The sequence below is a fragment of the Thauera sp. WB-2 genome, from assembly GCF_027594845.1.
Lineage (GTDB): Bacteria > Pseudomonadota > Gammaproteobacteria > Burkholderiales > Rhodocyclaceae > Thauera > Thauera mechernichensis.
Genome location: NZ_CP088935.1, coordinates 3,601,675 through 3,619,271, shown reverse-complemented (window position 1 = coordinate 3,619,271; position 17,597 = coordinate 3,601,675). Strand labels below are relative to the sequence as shown.

At 61.4% G+C, this 17,597-nt stretch carries 14 protein-coding genes; 8 read left to right on the top strand and 6 right to left on the bottom strand.

Features of this window, described 5'->3' with window-relative positions; all coding sequences use genetic code 11:
* Positions 1-202: 202 nt before the first annotated feature.
* Complete coding sequence (locus LQF09_RS16550; protein ID WP_003245852.1) at positions 203-763, top strand: hypothetical protein; 561 nt, start codon at positions 203-205, stop codon at positions 761-763.
* Positions 764-1,068: 305 nt separating this feature from the next.
* On the opposite strand, the gene LQF09_RS16545 is transcribed toward LQF09_RS16550, so the two are convergent.
* Positions 1,069-1,542 (bottom strand): hypothetical protein, encoded by a 474-nt coding sequence (locus LQF09_RS16545; protein WP_270068490.1) that lies wholly within the window; start codon positions 1,540-1,542, stop codon positions 1,069-1,071.
* 136 nt (positions 1,543-1,678) lie between these two features.
* Here LQF09_RS16545 and tnpA point away from each other — a divergent pair, with 136 nt between their 5' ends.
* From tnpA to tnpC, 3 genes are read left to right on the top strand one after another with little or no spacing between them, the layout of a single operon-like run.
* Positions 1,679-1,987 carry an IS66 family insertion sequence element accessory protein TnpA gene (gene tnpA, locus LQF09_RS16540; protein WP_168987771.1) on the top strand — a complete coding sequence of 103 codons (309 nt, stop codon included), beginning with the start codon at positions 1,679-1,681 and terminating at the stop codon, positions 1,985-1,987.
* Positions 1,987-2,337: an IS66 family insertion sequence element accessory protein TnpB gene (gene tnpB / locus LQF09_RS16535; RefSeq protein WP_270068489.1), complete on the top strand. Its 351-nt coding sequence runs from the start codon at positions 1,987-1,989 to the stop codon at positions 2,335-2,337. Before tnpA ends, tnpB begins: the two co-directional genes overlap by 1 nt.
* A gap of 38 nt (positions 2,338-2,375) precedes the next feature.
* Complete coding sequence (gene tnpC, locus LQF09_RS16530; protein ID WP_270068488.1) at positions 2,376-3,971, top strand: IS66 family transposase; 1,596 nt, start codon at positions 2,376-2,378, stop codon at positions 3,969-3,971.
* Here tnpC and LQF09_RS16525 read toward each other — a convergent pair.
* The 5 genes from LQF09_RS16525 to LQF09_RS16505 all read right to left on the bottom strand — a co-directional run bounded on the left by LQF09_RS16525 (position 3,898) and on the right by LQF09_RS16505 (position 10,065).
* Positions 3,898-5,982, bottom strand: a complete 2,085-nt coding sequence (locus tag LQF09_RS16525) for a S8 family peptidase (protein WP_270068487.1) — start codon at positions 5,980-5,982, stop codon at positions 3,898-3,900. The two genes, tnpC and LQF09_RS16525, sit on opposite strands and share 74 nt — an antisense overlap.
* A gap of 12 nt (positions 5,983-5,994) precedes the next feature.
* Positions 5,995-7,014 (bottom strand): AAA family ATPase, encoded by a 1,020-nt coding sequence (locus LQF09_RS16520; protein WP_270068486.1) that lies wholly within the window; start codon positions 7,012-7,014, stop codon positions 5,995-5,997.
* Between the two features lie 419 nt (positions 7,015-7,433).
* A complete protein-coding gene (locus LQF09_RS16515; protein ID WP_270068485.1) occupies positions 7,434-8,123 on the bottom strand; it encodes an SOS response-associated peptidase in 690 nt (229 codons plus the stop codon).
* Positions 8,124-8,174: 51 nt separating this feature from the next.
* Positions 8,175-8,627 carry an H-NS histone family protein gene (locus LQF09_RS16510; RefSeq protein WP_270068484.1) on the bottom strand — a complete coding sequence of 151 codons (453 nt, stop codon included), beginning with the start codon at positions 8,625-8,627 and terminating at the stop codon, positions 8,175-8,177.
* Positions 8,628-8,937: 310 nt separating this feature from the next.
* Positions 8,938-10,065, bottom strand: a complete 1,128-nt coding sequence (locus LQF09_RS16505; protein WP_270068483.1) for a hypothetical protein — start codon at positions 10,063-10,065, stop codon at positions 8,938-8,940.
* An 11-nt stretch (positions 10,066-10,076) separates the two neighbouring features.
* Between LQF09_RS16505 and LQF09_RS16500 the strand changes: the two genes are divergently transcribed.
* From LQF09_RS16500 to LQF09_RS16485, 4 genes are all read left to right on the top strand, one after another.
* Positions 10,077-11,234: a competence protein CoiA family protein gene (locus LQF09_RS16500; RefSeq protein WP_270068482.1), complete on the top strand. Its 1,158-nt coding sequence runs from the start codon at positions 10,077-10,079 to the stop codon at positions 11,232-11,234.
* A gap of 247 nt (positions 11,235-11,481) precedes the next feature.
* Complete coding sequence (locus tag LQF09_RS16495) at positions 11,482-13,005, top strand: sigma 54-interacting transcriptional regulator (RefSeq protein ID WP_270068481.1); 1,524 nt, start codon at positions 11,482-11,484, stop codon at positions 13,003-13,005.
* A gap of 54 nt (positions 13,006-13,059) precedes the next feature.
* The gene (locus LQF09_RS16490; RefSeq protein WP_270068480.1) at positions 13,060-16,512 is read left to right on the top strand and encodes a DEAD/DEAH box helicase family protein; all 3,453 of its coding nucleotides are present in this window, start codon (positions 13,060-13,062) and stop codon (positions 16,510-16,512) included.
* The gene (locus LQF09_RS16485) at positions 16,509-17,579 is read left to right on the top strand and encodes a hypothetical protein (protein WP_211207678.1); all 1,071 of its coding nucleotides are present in this window, start codon (positions 16,509-16,511) and stop codon (positions 17,577-17,579) included. Before LQF09_RS16490 ends, LQF09_RS16485 begins: the two co-directional genes overlap by 4 nt.
* Positions 17,580-17,597: the final 18 nt, after the last annotated feature.

Below are 17,597 nucleotides of genomic sequence, written 5' to 3'. Positions count from 1 at the left end.
CGCGCTCTATCCAATGTGGATGAGCCGCGCGTAGAATCCCCAGTATCACCGCCAGCGCGGCGGTTCAGTTCAACAAGGCTTATCCCTCGCGGCAGGCGCCCGCGCACTGAACGGCGCTTGCGGCGCGAGGGATAAACCCTATTCGTTAGGCACAGTCAAACACGCAACAATCCAATTCTTTCAACCCAGAGGTCTCCCAACTATGAAAGTCAAACTTGTAGCATTAACAGCATTAGTCGCACTTACCTCAAATATTGCGAACGCAAACGAGCCCATCGTTGTAAATCAGGCAGTAACAGAGAAGGAAGCATTAACAGCTCAGCAAGCATGGTGTGCTGCTCTTCTTGATATCAACGCCGCATACGAAAAGGATGGAAAAGTAGCAGCGAGAGCATTGGCCGAGAAAGTCATAGATTCCGCTTACGCCTACCAAATGGGCGCAGTACTCTTTAAGCCTACGCTCACGGTGAACCCTCAAACATTTCGCCCCACACGTGCCGGTGCGCTATCTTATTTCGTTGGCGGTGACCCATCCTTCCCTGCCGACACAGGTTTTGCTCTAAAAGGCTGGAAAAAATGTGAGCCTGTCACTTCTGCTATTTTTCTTGATGGCAATAGCGCAATTACTATGGGGAAAGTTCACTTCACAGATAAAAATGGGAAAGTGACTACCGTTGACAAAACGTGGGGTTACGTTAAAGACGATGCGGGAAATTTGCGCATTAACCTTCACCATTCATCATTGGAGTACCAACCTAAGTAAATCCGCTATAAACCCATAGGCAGTGGAGTTGTTGCCTAACAAGTCATTCCAGCGGACTGCCTACGGCAGCCGCTGAATTCCAACGTTGAACGACAGCTTTCCCAAAAGCTCTACGGCTGCTCTGGGTCGGGACGCGACGAGCAACCTTCTTAGTTCGGCGCCGGAAACCGGCCGCTCAAGTTTCGCATCCCGAAAGCTGCCGGACGCCATCGAGTGCAGCCGACCCAAAGCGGCATTTCGCCAAAAAGGGAAGCTGACTCTCGCGCATAGGGACGCTGCTAGAGATGAGAAGAGGGCAACTTGTCTCAGACCTGGGTTTCGATTGCGACCGGTACCGCAATCTGCTGCGCGACTATCGCATAGAGGTCCTGCTGGATCTCAGGCGCCTCGATTGAAACAACGAGGCTGTACCTGGCCGCCCGCTCGAACCGCCCGTGGCTCGGGCGATTCCGCCACCATCCCATCGCGGGAAAGACTGCCAACTGTCCGCGGTTGGCGAGCGCGGCGGCGGTTCCACTCCAGCTATCGCTGACGAGCGAGCCGCGAGCGCGAGTGCGCTCACCGACGGTCCAGCCGGCGTCGGCGCCACCGGCCGCGGGAAGCCCTTGCTCTTCTGCTGCCGCCTGAGCGTTGATGCGGCCACGAAAGGACGCCTCGGTTTCCAAGGGGCGCCGCACCGCGAATCGCAGCGCGTGCGACTGGTATGCATACTTGTCGATGCCGCCGCGCTCGCCAGGGTTCGGCTCGATGAAGTATGAGAGCGTGACCCGAAGCGTCACTTGCGCGTCGCCCAGCTCCTGAAGCTGCTCGGTCGGCCAGGGCAGGTCGTGCGTAACCGGTCACTGAGCGGCGTCCTTCTCCGGCCTCCGTCCGCGCGGAACAATCCCTCCCACATTCATCAGGGAGGAGCCGGCAGTGACTAGGGCGACAGCGACCAACAACAAGTGGCGGCGGCGTAGCCGTCAGGAATGGCAAGCAGTCATCGCGCGGTTTGCCGAGAGTGGGCTGGGGGTCGAGCCGTTCTGCGCCCGTGAGGGGCTCAGCGAGTCGACCTTCCGGCGCTGGCGTAGCCTGCTGGGCGAGCCGAGTACGCAGTCCGCCGCGCCGGCGATGGAGCGCATCGGCTTCGTCGACGCCGGCACGGTCAAACTCGGCGGCACGGGTCGCCTCGAGCTGCGGCTCGATCTGGGCGACGGCGTGATCCTTCACCTGTCGCGCGGCTGATGTTCTTCCCCGAAGGCGCGGTCCGCGTCCATGTTTATGGCCGCCCGGTCGACATGCGCAAATCCTTCGATGGCCTGTACGCGCTCACCCGCCAGGCGCTCGGCTGCGATCCGCTTTCGGGCGAGCTGTTCGTATTCATCAACCGGCGCGGCACGCAGATGAAGGTGCTGTACTGGGATCGCACCGGATTCTGTGTGTGGGCCAAGCGCCTCGAACAGGGACGCTTCGTGTCGAACTGGGCGCAGGTTCGCACGCGCCAGATGGACTGGACCGGGCTCAAGCTGCTGCTCGAAGGCATCGAGCCGGCACGCTACAAGCGCCGTTTCCGACTGCCCGCAAACGCCGTGTAACCCGCATGAATGCTGGGTCATACGGTAAAATATGCGCCATGCCCGCGCCGCACTCCGCCCCCGTTCCGACCCTTGCCGAGGCCGCCCAGTGGGCGCCCGAGCGCGTCGTCGAACTGGCCCAGGCGCATGAGGATCTGCAGCGCCAAGTGCAGACCATCCAACATCAGCTCGAGTGGTTCCGCCGCCAGCTCTTCGGCCAGAAGAGCGAGAAGCGCCTGGTCCCACCGGACCCGGCGCAGATGTATCTGGGCGAGCTACCGATCCCCGACACGCAGCCCGATGTCCCCGGCAAGACCGTGGCGGGACACACCCGCCGTGCGTCGCGCACCGACTACGCCCAGGACAAGGACGAATCGGCGCTGTTCTTCGACGAGACGCGCGTGCCGGTCGAGACCATCACGCTCGCCAACCCCGAGACCGAGGGGCTTGCCGCCGACCAGTTCGAGGTGATCGGCGAGAAGGTCAGCCATCGCCTGGCGCAGCGCCCGGGCAGCTACGTGATCCTCAAGTACGTGCGCCCGGTCATCAAGCGCCGCGACACGCAGACGATCCACTGCCCAGCGGCGCCCGTCGGGGTGATCGAGGGCAGCCGCGCCGACGTGAGTTTCCTGGTCGGGCTGCTGCTCGACAAGTTCGCCTGGCACCTGCCGCTGTACCGCCAGCATCAGCGCCTGGCTGACGCTGGCATCACGGTCAGCCGCGCCTGGCTCACGCAACTGGCTGCGCAGGCGGCCGCGCTGCTCACGCCGATCTACGAGGCGCAGCTCGCGTCGATCCGTGCCAGTCGCGTCAAGGCCATGGACGAAACCCCGATCAAGGCCGGCCGTGCCGGCCCGGGCAAGATGAAGGCCTGCTACTTCTGGCCGGTGTATGGCGAACTGCACGAGATCTGCTTCCCGTTCTTCGACAGCCGCGCCCACAGCAACGTCGAGAAGGTGCTCGGGCTCAAGCCCACCGAAGGGGGTGTGCTGCTCTCGGACGGCTACGGCGCCTACGAGACCTACGCGAGCAAGACCGGGCTCACGCACGCGCAGTGCTGGACGCACTGCCGGCGCGAATTCATCAACGCCGAGGCGGCCGAGCCAGCGCTGGCGGCCAAGGCGCTCGAGTTCATTGGTGCGCTCTACGCGGTCGAAGCGAAGATCCGCGACGACAAGCTCAAGGGCGAGGCCAAGCGCGAGTACCGGCTCGATCACGCCCGTCCGATCGTGACGGCCTTCTTCACCTGGGTACAGGAGCGCCTGGACGCGCAGGGGCTGCTACCGAGCAACCCGCTGACCAAGGCGCTGATCTACGCACACAAGCGACGGGCGGCACTGGAAGTGTTCCTCGCCGACCCGGATGTGCCGATCGATACCAACCACCTCGAACGGGCGCTGCGGCCGATTCCGCTGGGTCGGAAAAACTGGATGTTCAGCTGGACCGAGCTCGGCGCCCAGCACGTCGGCGTCGTCCAGAGCCTGATTGCGACCTGTCGGCTGCATGAGCTCGATCCCTACGACTATCTCGTCGACGTACTGCAGCGCGTCGCCCAGCACCCGGCCGCCGACGTCGCGCAGCTCACGCCCAGACTGTGGAAGCAGCACTTCGGGAAAGCGCCGTTGCGCTCGGAAATCTCAAGGCGCGCTGCGTAGCAACGACGCCGCTGGGTGAGCGCTTACGGTCGTGCAGATTCATATCGCGGGTGCGGACCGCCGAGCCCACCTTCTGGTACGGCTGCAACTGGTCCTGGACGATCAACGTGAGCGAGTTGCTCGCGCTGTACAACGCCCGCTCCAAACTGGGAACGCCGTAGCCGCAATGCCGGAGCAGCTGTCGCATGTTGGACTGGTTGCGAAGCCCGTTCGGGGTGTAAGCGTCGAGCATTGGCTGCGTCCATCGCGCCGAGTGGACCATCAGCGCTCGAATGGTTTCAGGCCAAAAGTTGGGATACGCGGCCTGGATCCGAGCGCCCATGCCCGCTGCTAGGGCAGTGGATGCACTCGTCGCCCAGCTCAACGAGAAAAGGCGGTCGTGGGGTCGGTAATTGGTCGTCAGAAGCGACAGGCTATCCATCTGGCTTGTGAAGCCAGTCCCATCGACCGCCGCATTGCCACCTTCCATCACGATGTCGGGTTTGAACGGCCAACCTGGCTGCCAAGTTGACGATGTTGTCGTGTACGGGCTCAGCCCACCAGCTGCCGCGATCGGGGTGTACTCGTGGCCGAAGGCCTCAGAGATCGTCGTGAGCTCAGAGTACGCGCCCACCGTGAGCGCATTCCAGGCTTGCCCGGGATCGTGCACCAGGTTCGTCGAGAGGCTGGCCGGGTAGTCACTCCAGGCATTGGGATCTCGTGTGTTTCCCGCGCAGAGGACAAACAGGCGCGGGGTCTCCCCCTGGCCCTCGTAGTCGCAGGCGAGACGGTCGACCTCTGCCGACCACGACGAAGGGCGCCCTCGATCGCGGCCGTCAGTGGACGACACTGCCATCGCGAACACGCGGCGCCGGTCCTGAGCGGTAATCTCAACACGCGCTACGGCTTCTGCCGTTATCGCGCCGTAGGACTGACCGTCGTTGTCGCCTGGTCCCTGCAGGATCTTCACTGACTCAAGGCGATGCGGCACGGACAGCGCGCCATTGTCCGAAAGCGCCGGTGTCAGGTCACCGAACAAGGCCAAGCCCGCAAGTTCGGTGCCATGGCCATTGGCATCATCGGGTCCCCAACCAGGCTCCACGGTGTGGCGGTCGCCGTCGGCGACCATCGGAGCCAGCAGAGGGTGCCCATGATTGACGCCGGTGTCCAGCAAAGTGACGTACGAGTTACCCGCATGCTGCTGCATGAGGCGGTCTTGCAGGTTCCCGGTCCACTCAGCTTCTTCTTCCAGCGGGAGTGCAGCGAAGAACTCGGCGGTCGTCTTCGCTCGACGCAGCTCGGCCACCATGTTTAGTACCAGCGAGGATTGAAGCAACTGCGCCTTGCTACCGTACATCTGCACGACCGAGCGCTCCGGAAAGTGCAGCGCTCGCTCCCGTATAAGCAGACCCGCCAGTTCGCCTACTTTGCGGAAGTCCGCGGTGACCTGCGGCCGGTTGTCGCCGGCGGGAAGCCACGCTTCCCACCAGATTGCCTCGGCGTCGTTGGCCGGCAGCGCATCGGCGCTGTCCGTCCACAGGGAGTCGAACGTGGCGACACGCACCGAGCGGATCGCATCAATCAACGACTGCTTGTCGAGCGAACGACCGCCAGCACCGGTTCGGTGTTCGGCGTAGGATTCGATCAGCCTTTCAAAGTGCGTCAGCTTGCCTTGGGGCACGAAAACGGTAGCCAGCACTTGGTCACCCTGCTTCCGCACGTTCATGAGTTCAATGCCCTGACGATCGCGGGCCAAGCTCTCGGCTGCCAACTCAACCCCCTGTTGGCTCTCGAACTCGATCTGGATGCCGATTGCTGTTTGCACTTCTGCGGCCATCTGCTCGGCCACCCGCTTAAGCTGAGCCGCCTCTACCTGTGCAAACTGGGCGCGCAAATCCTGCGCATGTTGCACACGCGGCTGAAGCGGTACGGCCGCTTTGACGACGACAGCCTTCTTAGCGGTGTACCCCTCAGTGGAGCGTGTGTCCTGTGGAAAGAGATGCGGGCGCCGCTGTTGGTTCTCCGTGACCATGCAAAAGACGGCTTACTCTTTGCCGCCAGCGGTGCGGCGGCGCACTGCCTGGCGCTGCTGCAGCAGGATGCGCAGCGCTTCGGTCGGGATGATCTCCTGATCGTGCATCACGGCCTCTTTGACCGCGTCGTCGATCGCTCGCGCGATCTCCGCATGGCTTAAGCCGGTTGCATCTGTTGCCAGATTTGCGAGGTCCTTCTTCGACTTGACATAGACGGCTAGGCGCAGCCGCAGCAGCGCCTGCACCTCAGCCGTAGACGGCACATGGTACTCGACCAGGTCGTCGAAGCGCCTGAAGAGTGCTTCGTCCAGAATGTCCGGGTGGTTGGTCGCGGCGACAATCACGCTGTTGGAATCGTCCTGCTCGATCATGAGCAGGAAGCTGTTCAAAATCCGGCGGATTTCGCCCACATCGTTCGACATTCCACGCTGGCTGCCAATCGCATCAAACTCGTCGAAGAAGTAGACGCCTCGAGTGGACGCCACGGCGTCGAAGACTTGACGAAGCTTTGCCGCTGTCTCCCCCATATACTTCGTAATGAGCGAGTCCAGTCGAACGACGAAGAGCGGGATGCCTAGTTCGCCGGCGAGCGCCGAGGCGGTCATCGTCTTGCCGGTACCCGACGGGCCGACGAGTAGCAGCTTACGCCGCGGGTACAGGCCGTGGCTGCGCAACTTAGACAGATGCCTTTGTTCTTTGAGCACGCGTTGCAGGCTCTGCTGCAAAGACTCGGACAGCACCATGTCGCTCAAACGGCGCGAAGGGTAGGAGACGTTAAGCAGCCCTGCAAGCTCGCCTTTCGGCCTCGCGATCGGGATAGCGCCATCCCCGCCGTTGGCGTTGCGGCGTGCCTTTGCGGCATCGATCAGTTCACGCAGCTCTTCGGCCAGCTTTCCGTGACCTTGCTTCGCCTCATGGGCGGCCATCTGCATGGCCACCGAGTAGAAGTGGCGATCGTCGCCCTCCGCGTGAGAACGCAGTAGTGCCTTGAGTTGATCGCCGTTCGCCATAATCTTCTTATTGTCTCGCATTCTGCAGGTCTGCTCAATTCGCCGTCGCCAAAGGCCGCTTTTAGAGCCTCCAGTCAATGGCGTCTTGTGGCCGGGTCGAGCCAAGGCGGGGTTCAAGTTGGCCGCCGTAAACCGGTCACCCAAGGCGATCCAGCGAGGGAAATCCTGGCCGGATCTCCAACGGCCGGTGATGGCCGGCTTCGGCTATTGGAAACCGCGTCCACATAGCTGTCGTTGATCGCGAGTCGAGCCGGATGGTGGGCGTCAGGTCAGGCCGAATGCCTGGCCACGGTGGGGTCCAAACCCCGCGCGGCATGCGTCGCCGCGGCCGCCCGTTTTTACAGCAGCCGACCGGATCCCCTTCCGCACAAGGGCTTGGCTCAACTTCCCAGCCGCTACCCCCAGCCTTATCCACAGGAGGGCTGGATAACTGCGCGGGGTCAGCGCGGCTGCCGGACGGGCTCGGGCGCGATCAATTGCGCGCCTTCGTTGCGGACGTTGCCGACCGCCTTCGACACCGGATGCATGCTCCGCATGGCGTCCGGGCAGGGGGAAAGGAGTTGGCCAAGCCGCTTTGGTGCGCTGTCCCGGCTCAGCCATGGGCCGTAGTCGGCGGGCTGCAGGATCACCGGCATGCGCTCGTGCAGCGCCTGCAGGGTCTCGTTTGCTGCGGCGGTGATGACGGTGAAGGTGTCGATCGGTGTGCCCTCGGGGCTAATCCATCGTTCCCACAGGCCGGCAAAGCCGAACAGTTCGTCGTTGGCGGGGTGGATGTAATAGGGCTGCTTGCCGCCGGGGGTCGCCCTCCATTCGTAGAAGCCGGATGCCGGCACGATGCAGCGGCGCGCCCGGTAGGCCGCGCGGAAGGCGGGCTTCTCGGCCAGCGTCTCGGCGCGCGCATTGATGAGCCGGGTGGCGATGCCCGGGTCCTTTGCCCAGCCCGGGAGCAGGCCCCAGCGCAGCAGGTGTGCCACGCGCTCGCCGCCGGGGCGCTGGCGGACGACGGGCAGCATCTGCATCGGAGCCGCGTTGTAGCGCGGCCCGAAGTCGGCCGGCATTTCGTCGATGCTGGCCGAGAACCGTTCACTCAGGCGTGAGATGGGGCCGTAGAGCGCGTATCTGCCGCACACGGTGCTTGAATCAGGACAGCCGAGTCTGGCGCATCCGCATCCGGCTTTGACTTACGTCGCAGCGGGTGCTGTGGGGACTGGCTCGGCAGCGACCGGCTCTACGGAGAGCGCACCACGGCGTCCCTTCTTCGCCACGCTCGCGGCGTGCTCCAGGGCAGCGATGGTGCCGCCATTCGCCACCCATGCTTCGAACCAGCCCGGCTTGCGGCCACGCCCAGACCATGATTGTTCGAGATTGTTGGGGTTGCGGTACTTGGCCGCCGACGGCTCCTTCTTCGCCGAAACGGTCTTTGCGGCGGGACGCCCACGCTTTGTCGCCGAGGCGGTTGTCTCCATGGTGCGACCCAGCAGATCCTCCAGGCTGATGCCTTCTTCCTGGGCTAACTTGCGTAGGCGCTTCAGCAGGGACGCCTTGGTGTTACTTTCGCGCTTCTCAATCTCCTTGGAGATGCGCGTCTGGAGTTGCTTGAGCTGAGGAAGGCTGTAGTCGGCAAGATGGGTCATGGAGGATGCTCTTTCGAAGGGTCGGCACCGTTGTGTGCCAAATCGTATGGTACCGCGCAAGAGGGCGCGCCTACGCCTTTCGTAATAGCGTAGTCGCTGATGAACGATGAGATCTCAATTCATTGCCACGACCAGTAGCCATGGGGGAAGACCGGGGCCAACACGGTGTCGAATGGGCCCTCGACGCGCAGTTCGAGGTGGTTATCCCGAGGTGGATCGGCCTCCGTTGCAAGCGCATTGGGCAACGCGTGATTCGGCTGGACGGAGGGTTGTGCGCGGAGCCAAGGCGGGCTCTCTCCTGAGTCTCTCCTCAAAGGCGTTCGCCCCTTCTCGTAATGAAATCGAATGAGAAGACGTGTTCTACCGGATTGCGACCACACTCCCCGATCAGGCGTCCGCGGAGCCGTCGCCGCCCCTTCTCGATAGTGATCTCGCCTTCGCAAACCGGGCATGTCGCCGTGTAGCGCACCATGCGCAAGACGCGGTCCTCGCCTTCTCGGCGGATGAGCAGGACGTGCCCGAGGGGTAGCCTCGCTTCGAGGAAGGTGGGTGCGCGGACGATCCGGTCATGGATCAGGGTGTAGAAGGGATGACACAACCAGGCAACCAGTCCTCCGATGACGCCGGTCAGCACCGCTGCCTGCAGCAGTGCTCGCGGGGATACGTCGGATGCGAGAAGTGCAAGCAGGAACCAACTCAGTAGCCCGGCGATGGCGAGTCCGATCACCACGGGTAGGGTGATCAGTGCAGCGCGCCAGCCAGAGAGCGAGATCTTCAACGGCTTCTTCAGGCCAGGGATTGGGTAGGCCTCCATTTCCTCCAAGTAGTCTATCGGGCAGTTTGCTGGCAGCTGGCCCACAGGCGCATTGGTGATTGGTGGTGGCTCGGCTGCCGCTGTGGCCGGCAGGGCAATCGGTGAGACGCTCAAGCCGTAGCCCATCGCGTTCGTGGTACCCAACCGAGTTGGCGTAGAAAGCGTAACGATGCCGGCGACGCGCGAGCTGATCGCGCGCCCACAAAGGTTTTCCTCGATGCGCCCGATGTCGTTCTCGAGTGCTCTCCAGGCATTGGTGAATTTCTTTCGGGCTGTGTCCGACTCGTCCGACCACCACTGGGCCTCAGGGTCTCCGACGAGGGATGCGATCTCCTGACGAAGACGCTCGGCCGTGAAAAGGGGGGCGGGATCGCCCGCTGAAGCTTGCGTCACCGTCAGTTTGCAGAGTGCTTGCAAGAGCACCAACCAGTCGCCCTTCCAGCCACTTTCGCGGGCACCAGACGCAGCGTCCGCACCCACGGCAGCGGCCTGCATCAACAGCACAGAACGGTCATAAATTGCTGAAACGTCGGCGGTTTCCGGCGTCCTTCCAGAGTCTTCCCTCAGTCTGCCCTCGTCTAGCTGAAGCGTCGCGTCGAGCATGGGTGCGTCCTTGGTACTCATGGAGCATTCCGATGAAAAATGACGAAGGCCTTGATTTTGCCCTATCACGCACTACGGGCCGCATGGTCGACATCACGATGGTCGAGCGCGGACTCGCCTGTGACTGCATCTGCCCCAGCTGCGGCGCCACCCTCCAGGCGAGAAAGGGCCGAAAGAACCGGCACCACTTTTCCCACTATGTCGCGGGCAGTGCTGCTGCGACCTGTGAGGGCGGGCGGGAGAGCGCACTCCATGCGGCCGCCCGGTACATCATCGCCGCCTGGCGGCAGATTGAGCTTCCCGCCCTCATCGTCCGGGATGGAGGCCTGCAGGATTCGCTCCCCGGTCGCACGTTTGATGTCGTTCACACCGAGTTGCCGGATGAGCAGTCGCGTTCCACATTCCGCGGGGCCGGTGCAGTGCGGCCCGATGTCGTCCTGTACAACGGACAGGGCGAGCAGGTTTGGTGCGAAGTCAGGGTGACTCACGCTGTTGATGATCTGAAGCAGGCTCGGCTTCAGGGCTATGGTGTCTCAACCCTGGAGTTCGACCTTTCCGGGATGTACCGGCTCGGCGGCTGGACGCTTGCGTCACTCGAGCTGGCACTGAAGGCCGATGACGCCATCCGGCGATGGGTTTTCCATGTCGATCAGGCCCGCTTGGCGCAGCAATTACGCGAGAGGAGGCTGGCGGCTGAAGAACATCGACGGAATCAACTGGATCTACAGAATGCCAAGCAGCCACATGATCCTGTTAACTCACCCCCGCACGGCGAGGACGAAGAGCGGGAAGGTCTGAACCTTCAGGATTGTGGGGAATTGATTCCCCATCCGGCGATGGGACTCATCCCAAAAGATCCGAGCAAGCGTTTGGCATTCATCGAACGCAGCTATCCTGCTCCGAGGTGTTACCGCCTGGCTCGCGCAATTGCCTTCCTGCGGCATCACCCCCATGGAGACAGCACCTGCTTGGTGACTTTCGGGAGCATGGGGTCGGGCAGTCGGACGAGCGAATACGACGCCCTGCTCTCTGAGTTTGCATGTTCCGCAGGCCTCAGCTGCAGCTACTTCGGCATCCCCGAGTCGCGCCAGGTGCGTGGCATTCGCTGCCATGAGCTGCTCGATGCTTTCCTGACCGGGTTGCAAGCAGAGACAGGTAGTGCGAACTCATCACCCTCGATCGAGACCTAGTTTGCTCTTGTCATGAGCGTCATCACCTTTGTACGGCGCTTTGTCAGGATATTCGCATCATGAGTCTTCGCTATCGAAAACCCAGTCGGGATCCCGGCCCTTGCGGGCGTCGGCGGTCGGCCCGGGGCCGTTCTCCTACGAGATGGGGGCCGCTCTCTCAGTCCGCTCAATCTGCTTGAGTCTGAGCGATATCTTCTCTCAAGAGAAGAATCTTTCCCTGGGGGTACGGTAACCGTATGATGTCTCCATGACGCAAGAATCCTGGCTCTTCGCCTGGATCGGGGCGGCGGACCATCAAGCGGCCGAGGCTGATGACCGTGAGCGGCCCGGTCCGATCGCTTCGGCGCTGCTCGCACACGAGCGGTTCGATCGCGTGGTCCTCCTGACCAACTACGGCTTCGAGCGCAGTAAGCCCTACTGCGATTGGCTCGAGGCGCTGACCAGCTACGTTGATGTCGATCTTTACGAGATCGAGCTGAGCAGCCCGATCAACTACGCAGAGATCTATGAGAAGGTCAGCGCGGAGTTGAAGCGTGCTCGGCTGCCGCGGCAGGAGGTGCTGCCAACCTTCCACTTGAGCCCCGGGACGCCCGCAATGATTGCGGTCTGGATCCTGCTCGCCAAGACGCGCTTCCCTGCACGGCTGATCCAGACGTCGGCCCAACGGGGCCTTGAGCGGGTCGACTTCAATTTCGACCTCGCAAGCGATTTTCTGCCCGAGTACCTCAAGCGCAGCGAAGATCGCATCGAGCGGCTGGCGGGCGAGCAGCTTGGGGTGCCGGAGTTTGCTCGGATCATTCACCGCAGCCCGGCGATGCGAAAGCAGGTTGATCGCGCGAGGCGGATAGCGGCCTTCGATGTGCCCGTACTCGTTCTGGGAGAAACGGGCACGGGCAAGGAGCTGTTCGCCCAGGCGGTCCACGCGGCGAGCAAGAGGGCGAATCGACCGTTCATTCCTGTGAACTGTGGTGCCATCCCTCGTGAGCTCGCCAACGCAGAGCTATTCGGCCACAAGCGAGGTGCCTTTACCGGCGCAGACCGCGACCGTGATGGTCACTTCAAGGCTGCAGAAGGCGGCACGCTGTTTCTCGACGAGATTGGTGATCTGCCGTCCGACACCCAGGTGCGTCTGCTGCGTGCCTTGCAGGAGAAGGAGGTCACGCCGGTCGGTGCATCGAAGCCTATGAAGGTGGATGTGCGCATCATCGCGGCTACTCACCGCGACTTGCAGGCCGATGTGAGCGCAGGGCGATTTCGGGAAGACCTCTTTCACCGCCTCGCCGTCGGCATCATCAATCTGCCCGCCTTGCGCGAGCGCGATGGCGATGTCGAGCTGCTCATCGATCACTTTCTCGACCAGCTTAATGCCGGAGCGGGATTCGAGCCCGAGGTACAACACAAGAAACTTTCTCTGGAGGCTAGAAAATTTCTTCTTGCGCATCCTTGGCCGGGTAACATCCGCGAGCTTTATCACACGCTCGTCCGGTCGGTGATCTGGTCCGACGGGGATACGATCACCGGGGATGAGGTTCGCGAGGCGCTGCTGGAGGTGGCGCCGGGCAGCCAAGGTGTCCTCGACAGGCCGCTTCACAAGGGCTTTGATTTACAGGCACTTCTCGACGAGGTCTCGCGTCACTATCTCGAGCGCGCCATGCAGCAAACAAACCATCGGAAGAAGCTGGCAGCCGAGCTGCTCGGGTTTCCGCACTACCAGACGCTCACCAATTGGCTCAGGCGTTTCGGTCTCGAAAGCGCTGAAGACAAGGAATAGGAGGCTGGCACGGTTTTCGCTGCATGAAGTGACCATCGCACGAGAACGCCAGACATGTGGATGCAGGAACGCTCATCGCTCAACTTCGAACCGCTACGGTCTCATCATGCCGAGCTTGCGAGCATGGGCGGATTTGCCGAGCACTATGCGTTCACTGATCCAGAGAGCGCGCTCGTCAAACTCCGGAGCTTTGCCGAGCGAATCGTCGATCACCTCTACACCCGCTTGCGGCTGCCGCGTGCGCCCCAGTCCAACTTTGCCGACCTACTCGCGAATGCCAGCTTCACGATGCTGGCCGATCGCCTTGTGCTCGACAAGTTTCACCTGCTCCGCAAACTCGGTAACCGTGCTGCGCATGGGGAAGACGTCGGCAGCACAGACTCTCTGCGGGCACTTCGCGAGGCATGGCAGCTTGCGCGCTGGCTCCACGTGACTTTCTGCGGCGGAGCCGTCGAGGACTTCGCAGAGTTCCGTGAGCCCCCGCCCGACGGCACGGACAGCAAAGCCGAGATCAAGCGTAAGGCGAAGGCGCTTGCTGAGCAGAACGCTGCCAAGGAGGCGCGTCTCAGAGAAGCGCTCGAGGAAGTTGCCCGTCTGCGAGAGTCTGAGCGCGAGCTGCGCGAACGGATTAATGCGGCAAACGCTCCGCTCGAGGAGCGGGAGATCCGCGCCATCGCAGATGTGGCGGAAGCAACCAGCAACCAGCTCCAGTTCAGCGAGGACGACACGCGTCGGTGGCTCATCGAGCGTGACCTTCGCATGGCGGGCTGGAATGTCGGCGAGCAGGGCCGCAGCACCGAGCAGGTCGGGCAGGAGGTCGAGGTTCTGCATCAGGCGACTTCAAGCGGGAGGGGCTTCGCCGACTACGTTCTGTGGGACGACAACGGCAAGCCGCTCGCGACGGTCGAGGTCAAGAAGACCACCCGTGATGCCCGACAGGGGCAGGCGCAGTCCAAGGACTATGCAGACGGGCTCGAGAAGATGTATGGCCAGCGGCCGATGATCTTCTACAGCAACGGTCACGACATTTGGGTCTGGGATGATGCGCTCGGCTACCCGCCGCGGCAGATCTACGGCTTCTACTCGCGCGACACGCTTCAGTACCGCTGCGGTTTCCAACGCAGTGGTCGCTATGACCTCACCAAGGTCATGCCGGACGAGCGCATCGCGGGCCGGCTCTATCAGATCGAGACGCTGCGCCGCGTAACCGAGCGCTTTGCGGCATGCCACCGAAAGGCGCTGATCGTCCAGGCGACAGGAACCGGAAAGACCCGGGTCGCGATTGCCCTCGCCAAAATGCTGATCGAGGCACGCTGGGTGAAGCGGGTTCTCTTCCTCTGCGACCGCAAGGAGCTTCGCAAGCAAGCGCGCAACGCATTCAGCGAGTTCCTCAAGGAGCCGATCTACGTTATCGGCCAGCAGAACAATGACATCGCGCTCAAAGATGCCCGTATCTACATCGGCATCTACCCGGGCATGATGAACATCTACGAGCGTTTCGATACGGGTTTCTTCGATCTCATCATTGCCGATGAGTCGCACCGCTCGATCTACAACCAGTACGGCGATCTCTTCAAGTATTTTGACGCCCTGCAGGTGGGCCTTACCGCAACGCCCGTCGAGATGGTGTCGCGCAGCACGTGTCGTCTGTTCGCCTGCGATTACAAACTCCCGACCGCCAACTATCCACTCGAGCAGGCGATCGCAGACGGCAACCTGGTGCCCTTCCGCGTGGTGGCTCACACCACAGCTTTTCTGCGCGAGGGGATCAAGTCGGCCCATCTCAGCGACGAGCAGATTGCCGAGCTGGAAGACCAAGGGATCGATCCGAACACCCTGGATTTCGACGCTCAGGAGATCGACGACGCGGTATTCAACCGCGATACCAACCGCATCATCCTGCGTAATCTCATGGAGAACGGCATCCGCGACGCGGACGGCCAGTTGCCCGGCAAGAGCATCGTCTTTGCGCGCAGCATCGATCACGCGCGTCTTCTGGCCGAGCTGTTCGACGAGATGTATCCGCAATTCGCGGGCAAGTTCTGCCAGGTCATTCACTCGAAGGAGCCGCGGGCCGAGCAGCTGATCGATGATTTCAAGGGTGCGGAGAACGCAAAGAATGGTCAGCTGCGCATCGCCATTTCCGTGGACATGCTCGATACCGGTATCGACGTGCCCGAGGTTGTGAACCTCGTCTTCGCCAAGCCTGTGAAATCCAAGGTCAAGTTCTGGCAGATGATTGGCCGGGGTACGCGCTTGTGCAAAGACCTCTTCGGGCACCGCAAAGACAAGACTGAGTTCCTGATCTTCGATCACTGGAACAACTTCGCCTACCACGACCTCGATCCCGAAGAGGTCGAGCGCAAGACCCCAAAAGCGCTCAGTCAGCTCCGCTACGAAGCACGTATCGCGCTCGCGGAGCTCGCGCTCAAACATTCGGAACTCGAAGTGTTTGCAGTGTTGCGCGATCAGCTCAAGGCGGATGCCGATGCACTCGATGACCGCACGATCGCCGTGCGCGAGAACTGGCAGGCTGTTCAGCAAGCGAGGGATGCAGCGCTTCTGCACGCATTCGCTCCGACTTTGCGCCAGCTGTTGGTCGAGTCTGTCGCGCCCCTGATGGCGGTACTCGACGTGCGGGGCCAAGGCCCTGCGCTGCGCTGGGATCTGTTGCTGGGCGAAGCGCAGGCACATGCGATCGCGGGGCCCGGTCAACCGAATCCCAAGAGAGCAGAAATCATCGAATGGCTGGATCGGCTCCCCAGCCACCTCAATCCGGTGCGCGCGAAGGCGCCCGAGCTCAAGACGATCCGGAGCGATGTGTTCTGGGCGGGGGCGGACTTCGGCCACCTCGAGCAAATGCGCGTCGCACTACGCGACATCATAGATCTTGCCGAACCTCCCTTGCTGCCACCACCACCGCCTCCCAAGGTGATCGACGTTTCCGAGAGGCTCGAGGATGTGGAGGCTTACCTTCGTCCGACCAACATCCGATCGGTCGACTACACCGTGTATCGTCGCGCGGTCCAGGCCGCGCTCGAGCCCTTGTTCGAAAGCGAACCGGTGCTCCGCAAGATCAGAAGGGGCGAGCCTGTGAGTGTTGCCGACATCGACCGGCTAAACAGCCTCGTCCACACGCGCAACCCGGATGTGGATTTGGCGACGCTACGTACCTTCTTCCCCGATACTGCCGTGCCGCTCGCGCAGATTCTGCGGAGCATCGTGGGCTTGGAGCACGAGGTCGTCGAGGCGCGCTTCACTGCGTTCGCCCAGAAACATCCGCTGGGAAGCCAGCAGCTTCGGTTTCTTGCCCTTCTCAAGGAGCATATCCGCCAGCATGGGGCCATCACGACCGACGATCTTTTCGCTGCGCCGTTTACCAGTGTTCATACGGAAGGCGTGCTCGGCATCTTCACCGATGAAAGGCAGTTCGACGAGCTGCTTGGAATTATCAAAAGCTTTGGCGAACCGCTCGTACAACCGAGTATCACAGGGAGAAGCGTATGAGTTCAATCACCAGCTATGACAGGCTCGAGGACCTCGGGCGGGTTCGGTTGTCGAGAAATTTCTTCATGAGGGAGTTTCTGTATAGCGAGATTGCCGCTTGGCATGGACTTCGAAACGTCCCCGATAATCCTGAGAGGGCCATAGAAGCTGGACGCATGCTTTGTCAGCAGTTGCTTGAGCCCCTGCAAGCAACATTCGGCAGGATCCATGTGCGGTCCGGCTATCGCTCGCCCGAGGTTAATAAGTTCGGCAATGAAAACAAATTGAACTGTGCTAGCAACGAGAAGAACTTTGGCCGTCACATTTGGGATTATCCAGATGAGCGTGGTCGGTATGGAGCTATGGCCTGCATTGTAATTCCGTGGCTTGTGGATTACATCGAGAAAGGTGGTTCCTGGACTGCAATGGCCTGGTGGATTCATGATCATCTTCCGTACAGCAGTCTTTATTTCTTTCCTAGGCAAGGTGCTTTTAATATTGGGTGGCATGAGCTGCCTGAGCGGCGGATAGATAGTTATTCAGCGCCGAAGGGATGTCTTACTCGCCAGGGGATGGAAAATCATCAGGGCTCACACAGGGGTGAGTATCCGGAGTTTCCTCAGCTTGTATCAATTAGTTCAGAAAAACACGTGCCTCCAGCTAATCTGGTTGCTGATCCTCGTCCTGGAGTTGAGTCTCGCTCGAGCCCAACAAAGCATTCCGTTTCTACACAGAAGACACTCTCCTTTTCTCCGCAAACTGGAGGGGCAATCAACTATCGAGCCATCCACACACGAAATTTGTGGCGCAAAGTCGGTAACCACACCTCCCTCGAGAAGGCGATCCTTGGCAAGGATGGAGCTGTAGGGCTGTTTGCTCGAAAAGTACGCATCGATTATGCAAAACATGGGGACCCGCTTTACGTACTGGTCTGGGAAGGTGGGGCCGATAAAGGCTTTGTGATAAGGCCAGATTCGAACTCACCTGAAGGTATACGGGTGGCGAGCGTTCCTATGCACGATATCCAGGATTTCGAGAGCCGCGGGCAGGCAAGCCAACGGGCATTAGATAAGTATTTTGGCGCTTGATAGCGGGCGCTAGTTATG

Excerpts from the sequence above, each read along its gene's own strand:
- LQF09_RS16520 (WP_270068486.1), bottom strand. The coding sequence starts at position 7,014 with ATGCGAGACAATAAGAAGATTATGGCGAACGGCGATCAACTCAAGGCA.
- LQF09_RS16525 (WP_270068487.1), bottom strand. The coding sequence starts at position 5,982 with ATGGTCACGGAGAACCAACAGCGGCGCCCGCATCTCTTTCCACAGGAC.
- tnpC (WP_270068488.1), top strand. The coding sequence starts at position 2,376 with ATGCCCGCGCCGCACTCCGCCCCCGTTCCGACCCTTGCCGAGGCCGCC.
- LQF09_RS16505 (WP_270068483.1), bottom strand. The coding sequence starts at position 10,065 with ATGAGTACCAAGGACGCACCCATGCTCGACGCGACGCTTCAGCTAGAC.
- LQF09_RS16495 (WP_270068481.1), top strand. The coding sequence starts at position 11,482 with ATGACGCAAGAATCCTGGCTCTTCGCCTGGATCGGGGCGGCGGACCAT.
- LQF09_RS16485 (WP_211207678.1), top strand. The coding sequence starts at position 16,509 with ATGAGTTCAATCACCAGCTATGACAGGCTCGAGGACCTCGGGCGGGTT.
- tnpB (WP_270068489.1), top strand. The coding sequence starts at position 1,987 with ATGTTCTTCCCCGAAGGCGCGGTCCGCGTCCATGTTTATGGCCGCCCG.
- LQF09_RS16490 (WP_270068480.1), top strand. The coding sequence starts at position 13,060 with ATGTGGATGCAGGAACGCTCATCGCTCAACTTCGAACCGCTACGGTCT.
- LQF09_RS16500 (WP_270068482.1), top strand. The coding sequence starts at position 10,077 with ATGAAAAATGACGAAGGCCTTGATTTTGCCCTATCACGCACTACGGGC.
- LQF09_RS16550 (WP_003245852.1), top strand. The coding sequence starts at position 203 with ATGAAAGTCAAACTTGTAGCATTAACAGCATTAGTCGCACTTACCTCA.
- LQF09_RS16510 (WP_270068484.1), bottom strand. The coding sequence starts at position 8,627 with ATGACCCATCTTGCCGACTACAGCCTTCCTCAGCTCAAGCAACTCCAG.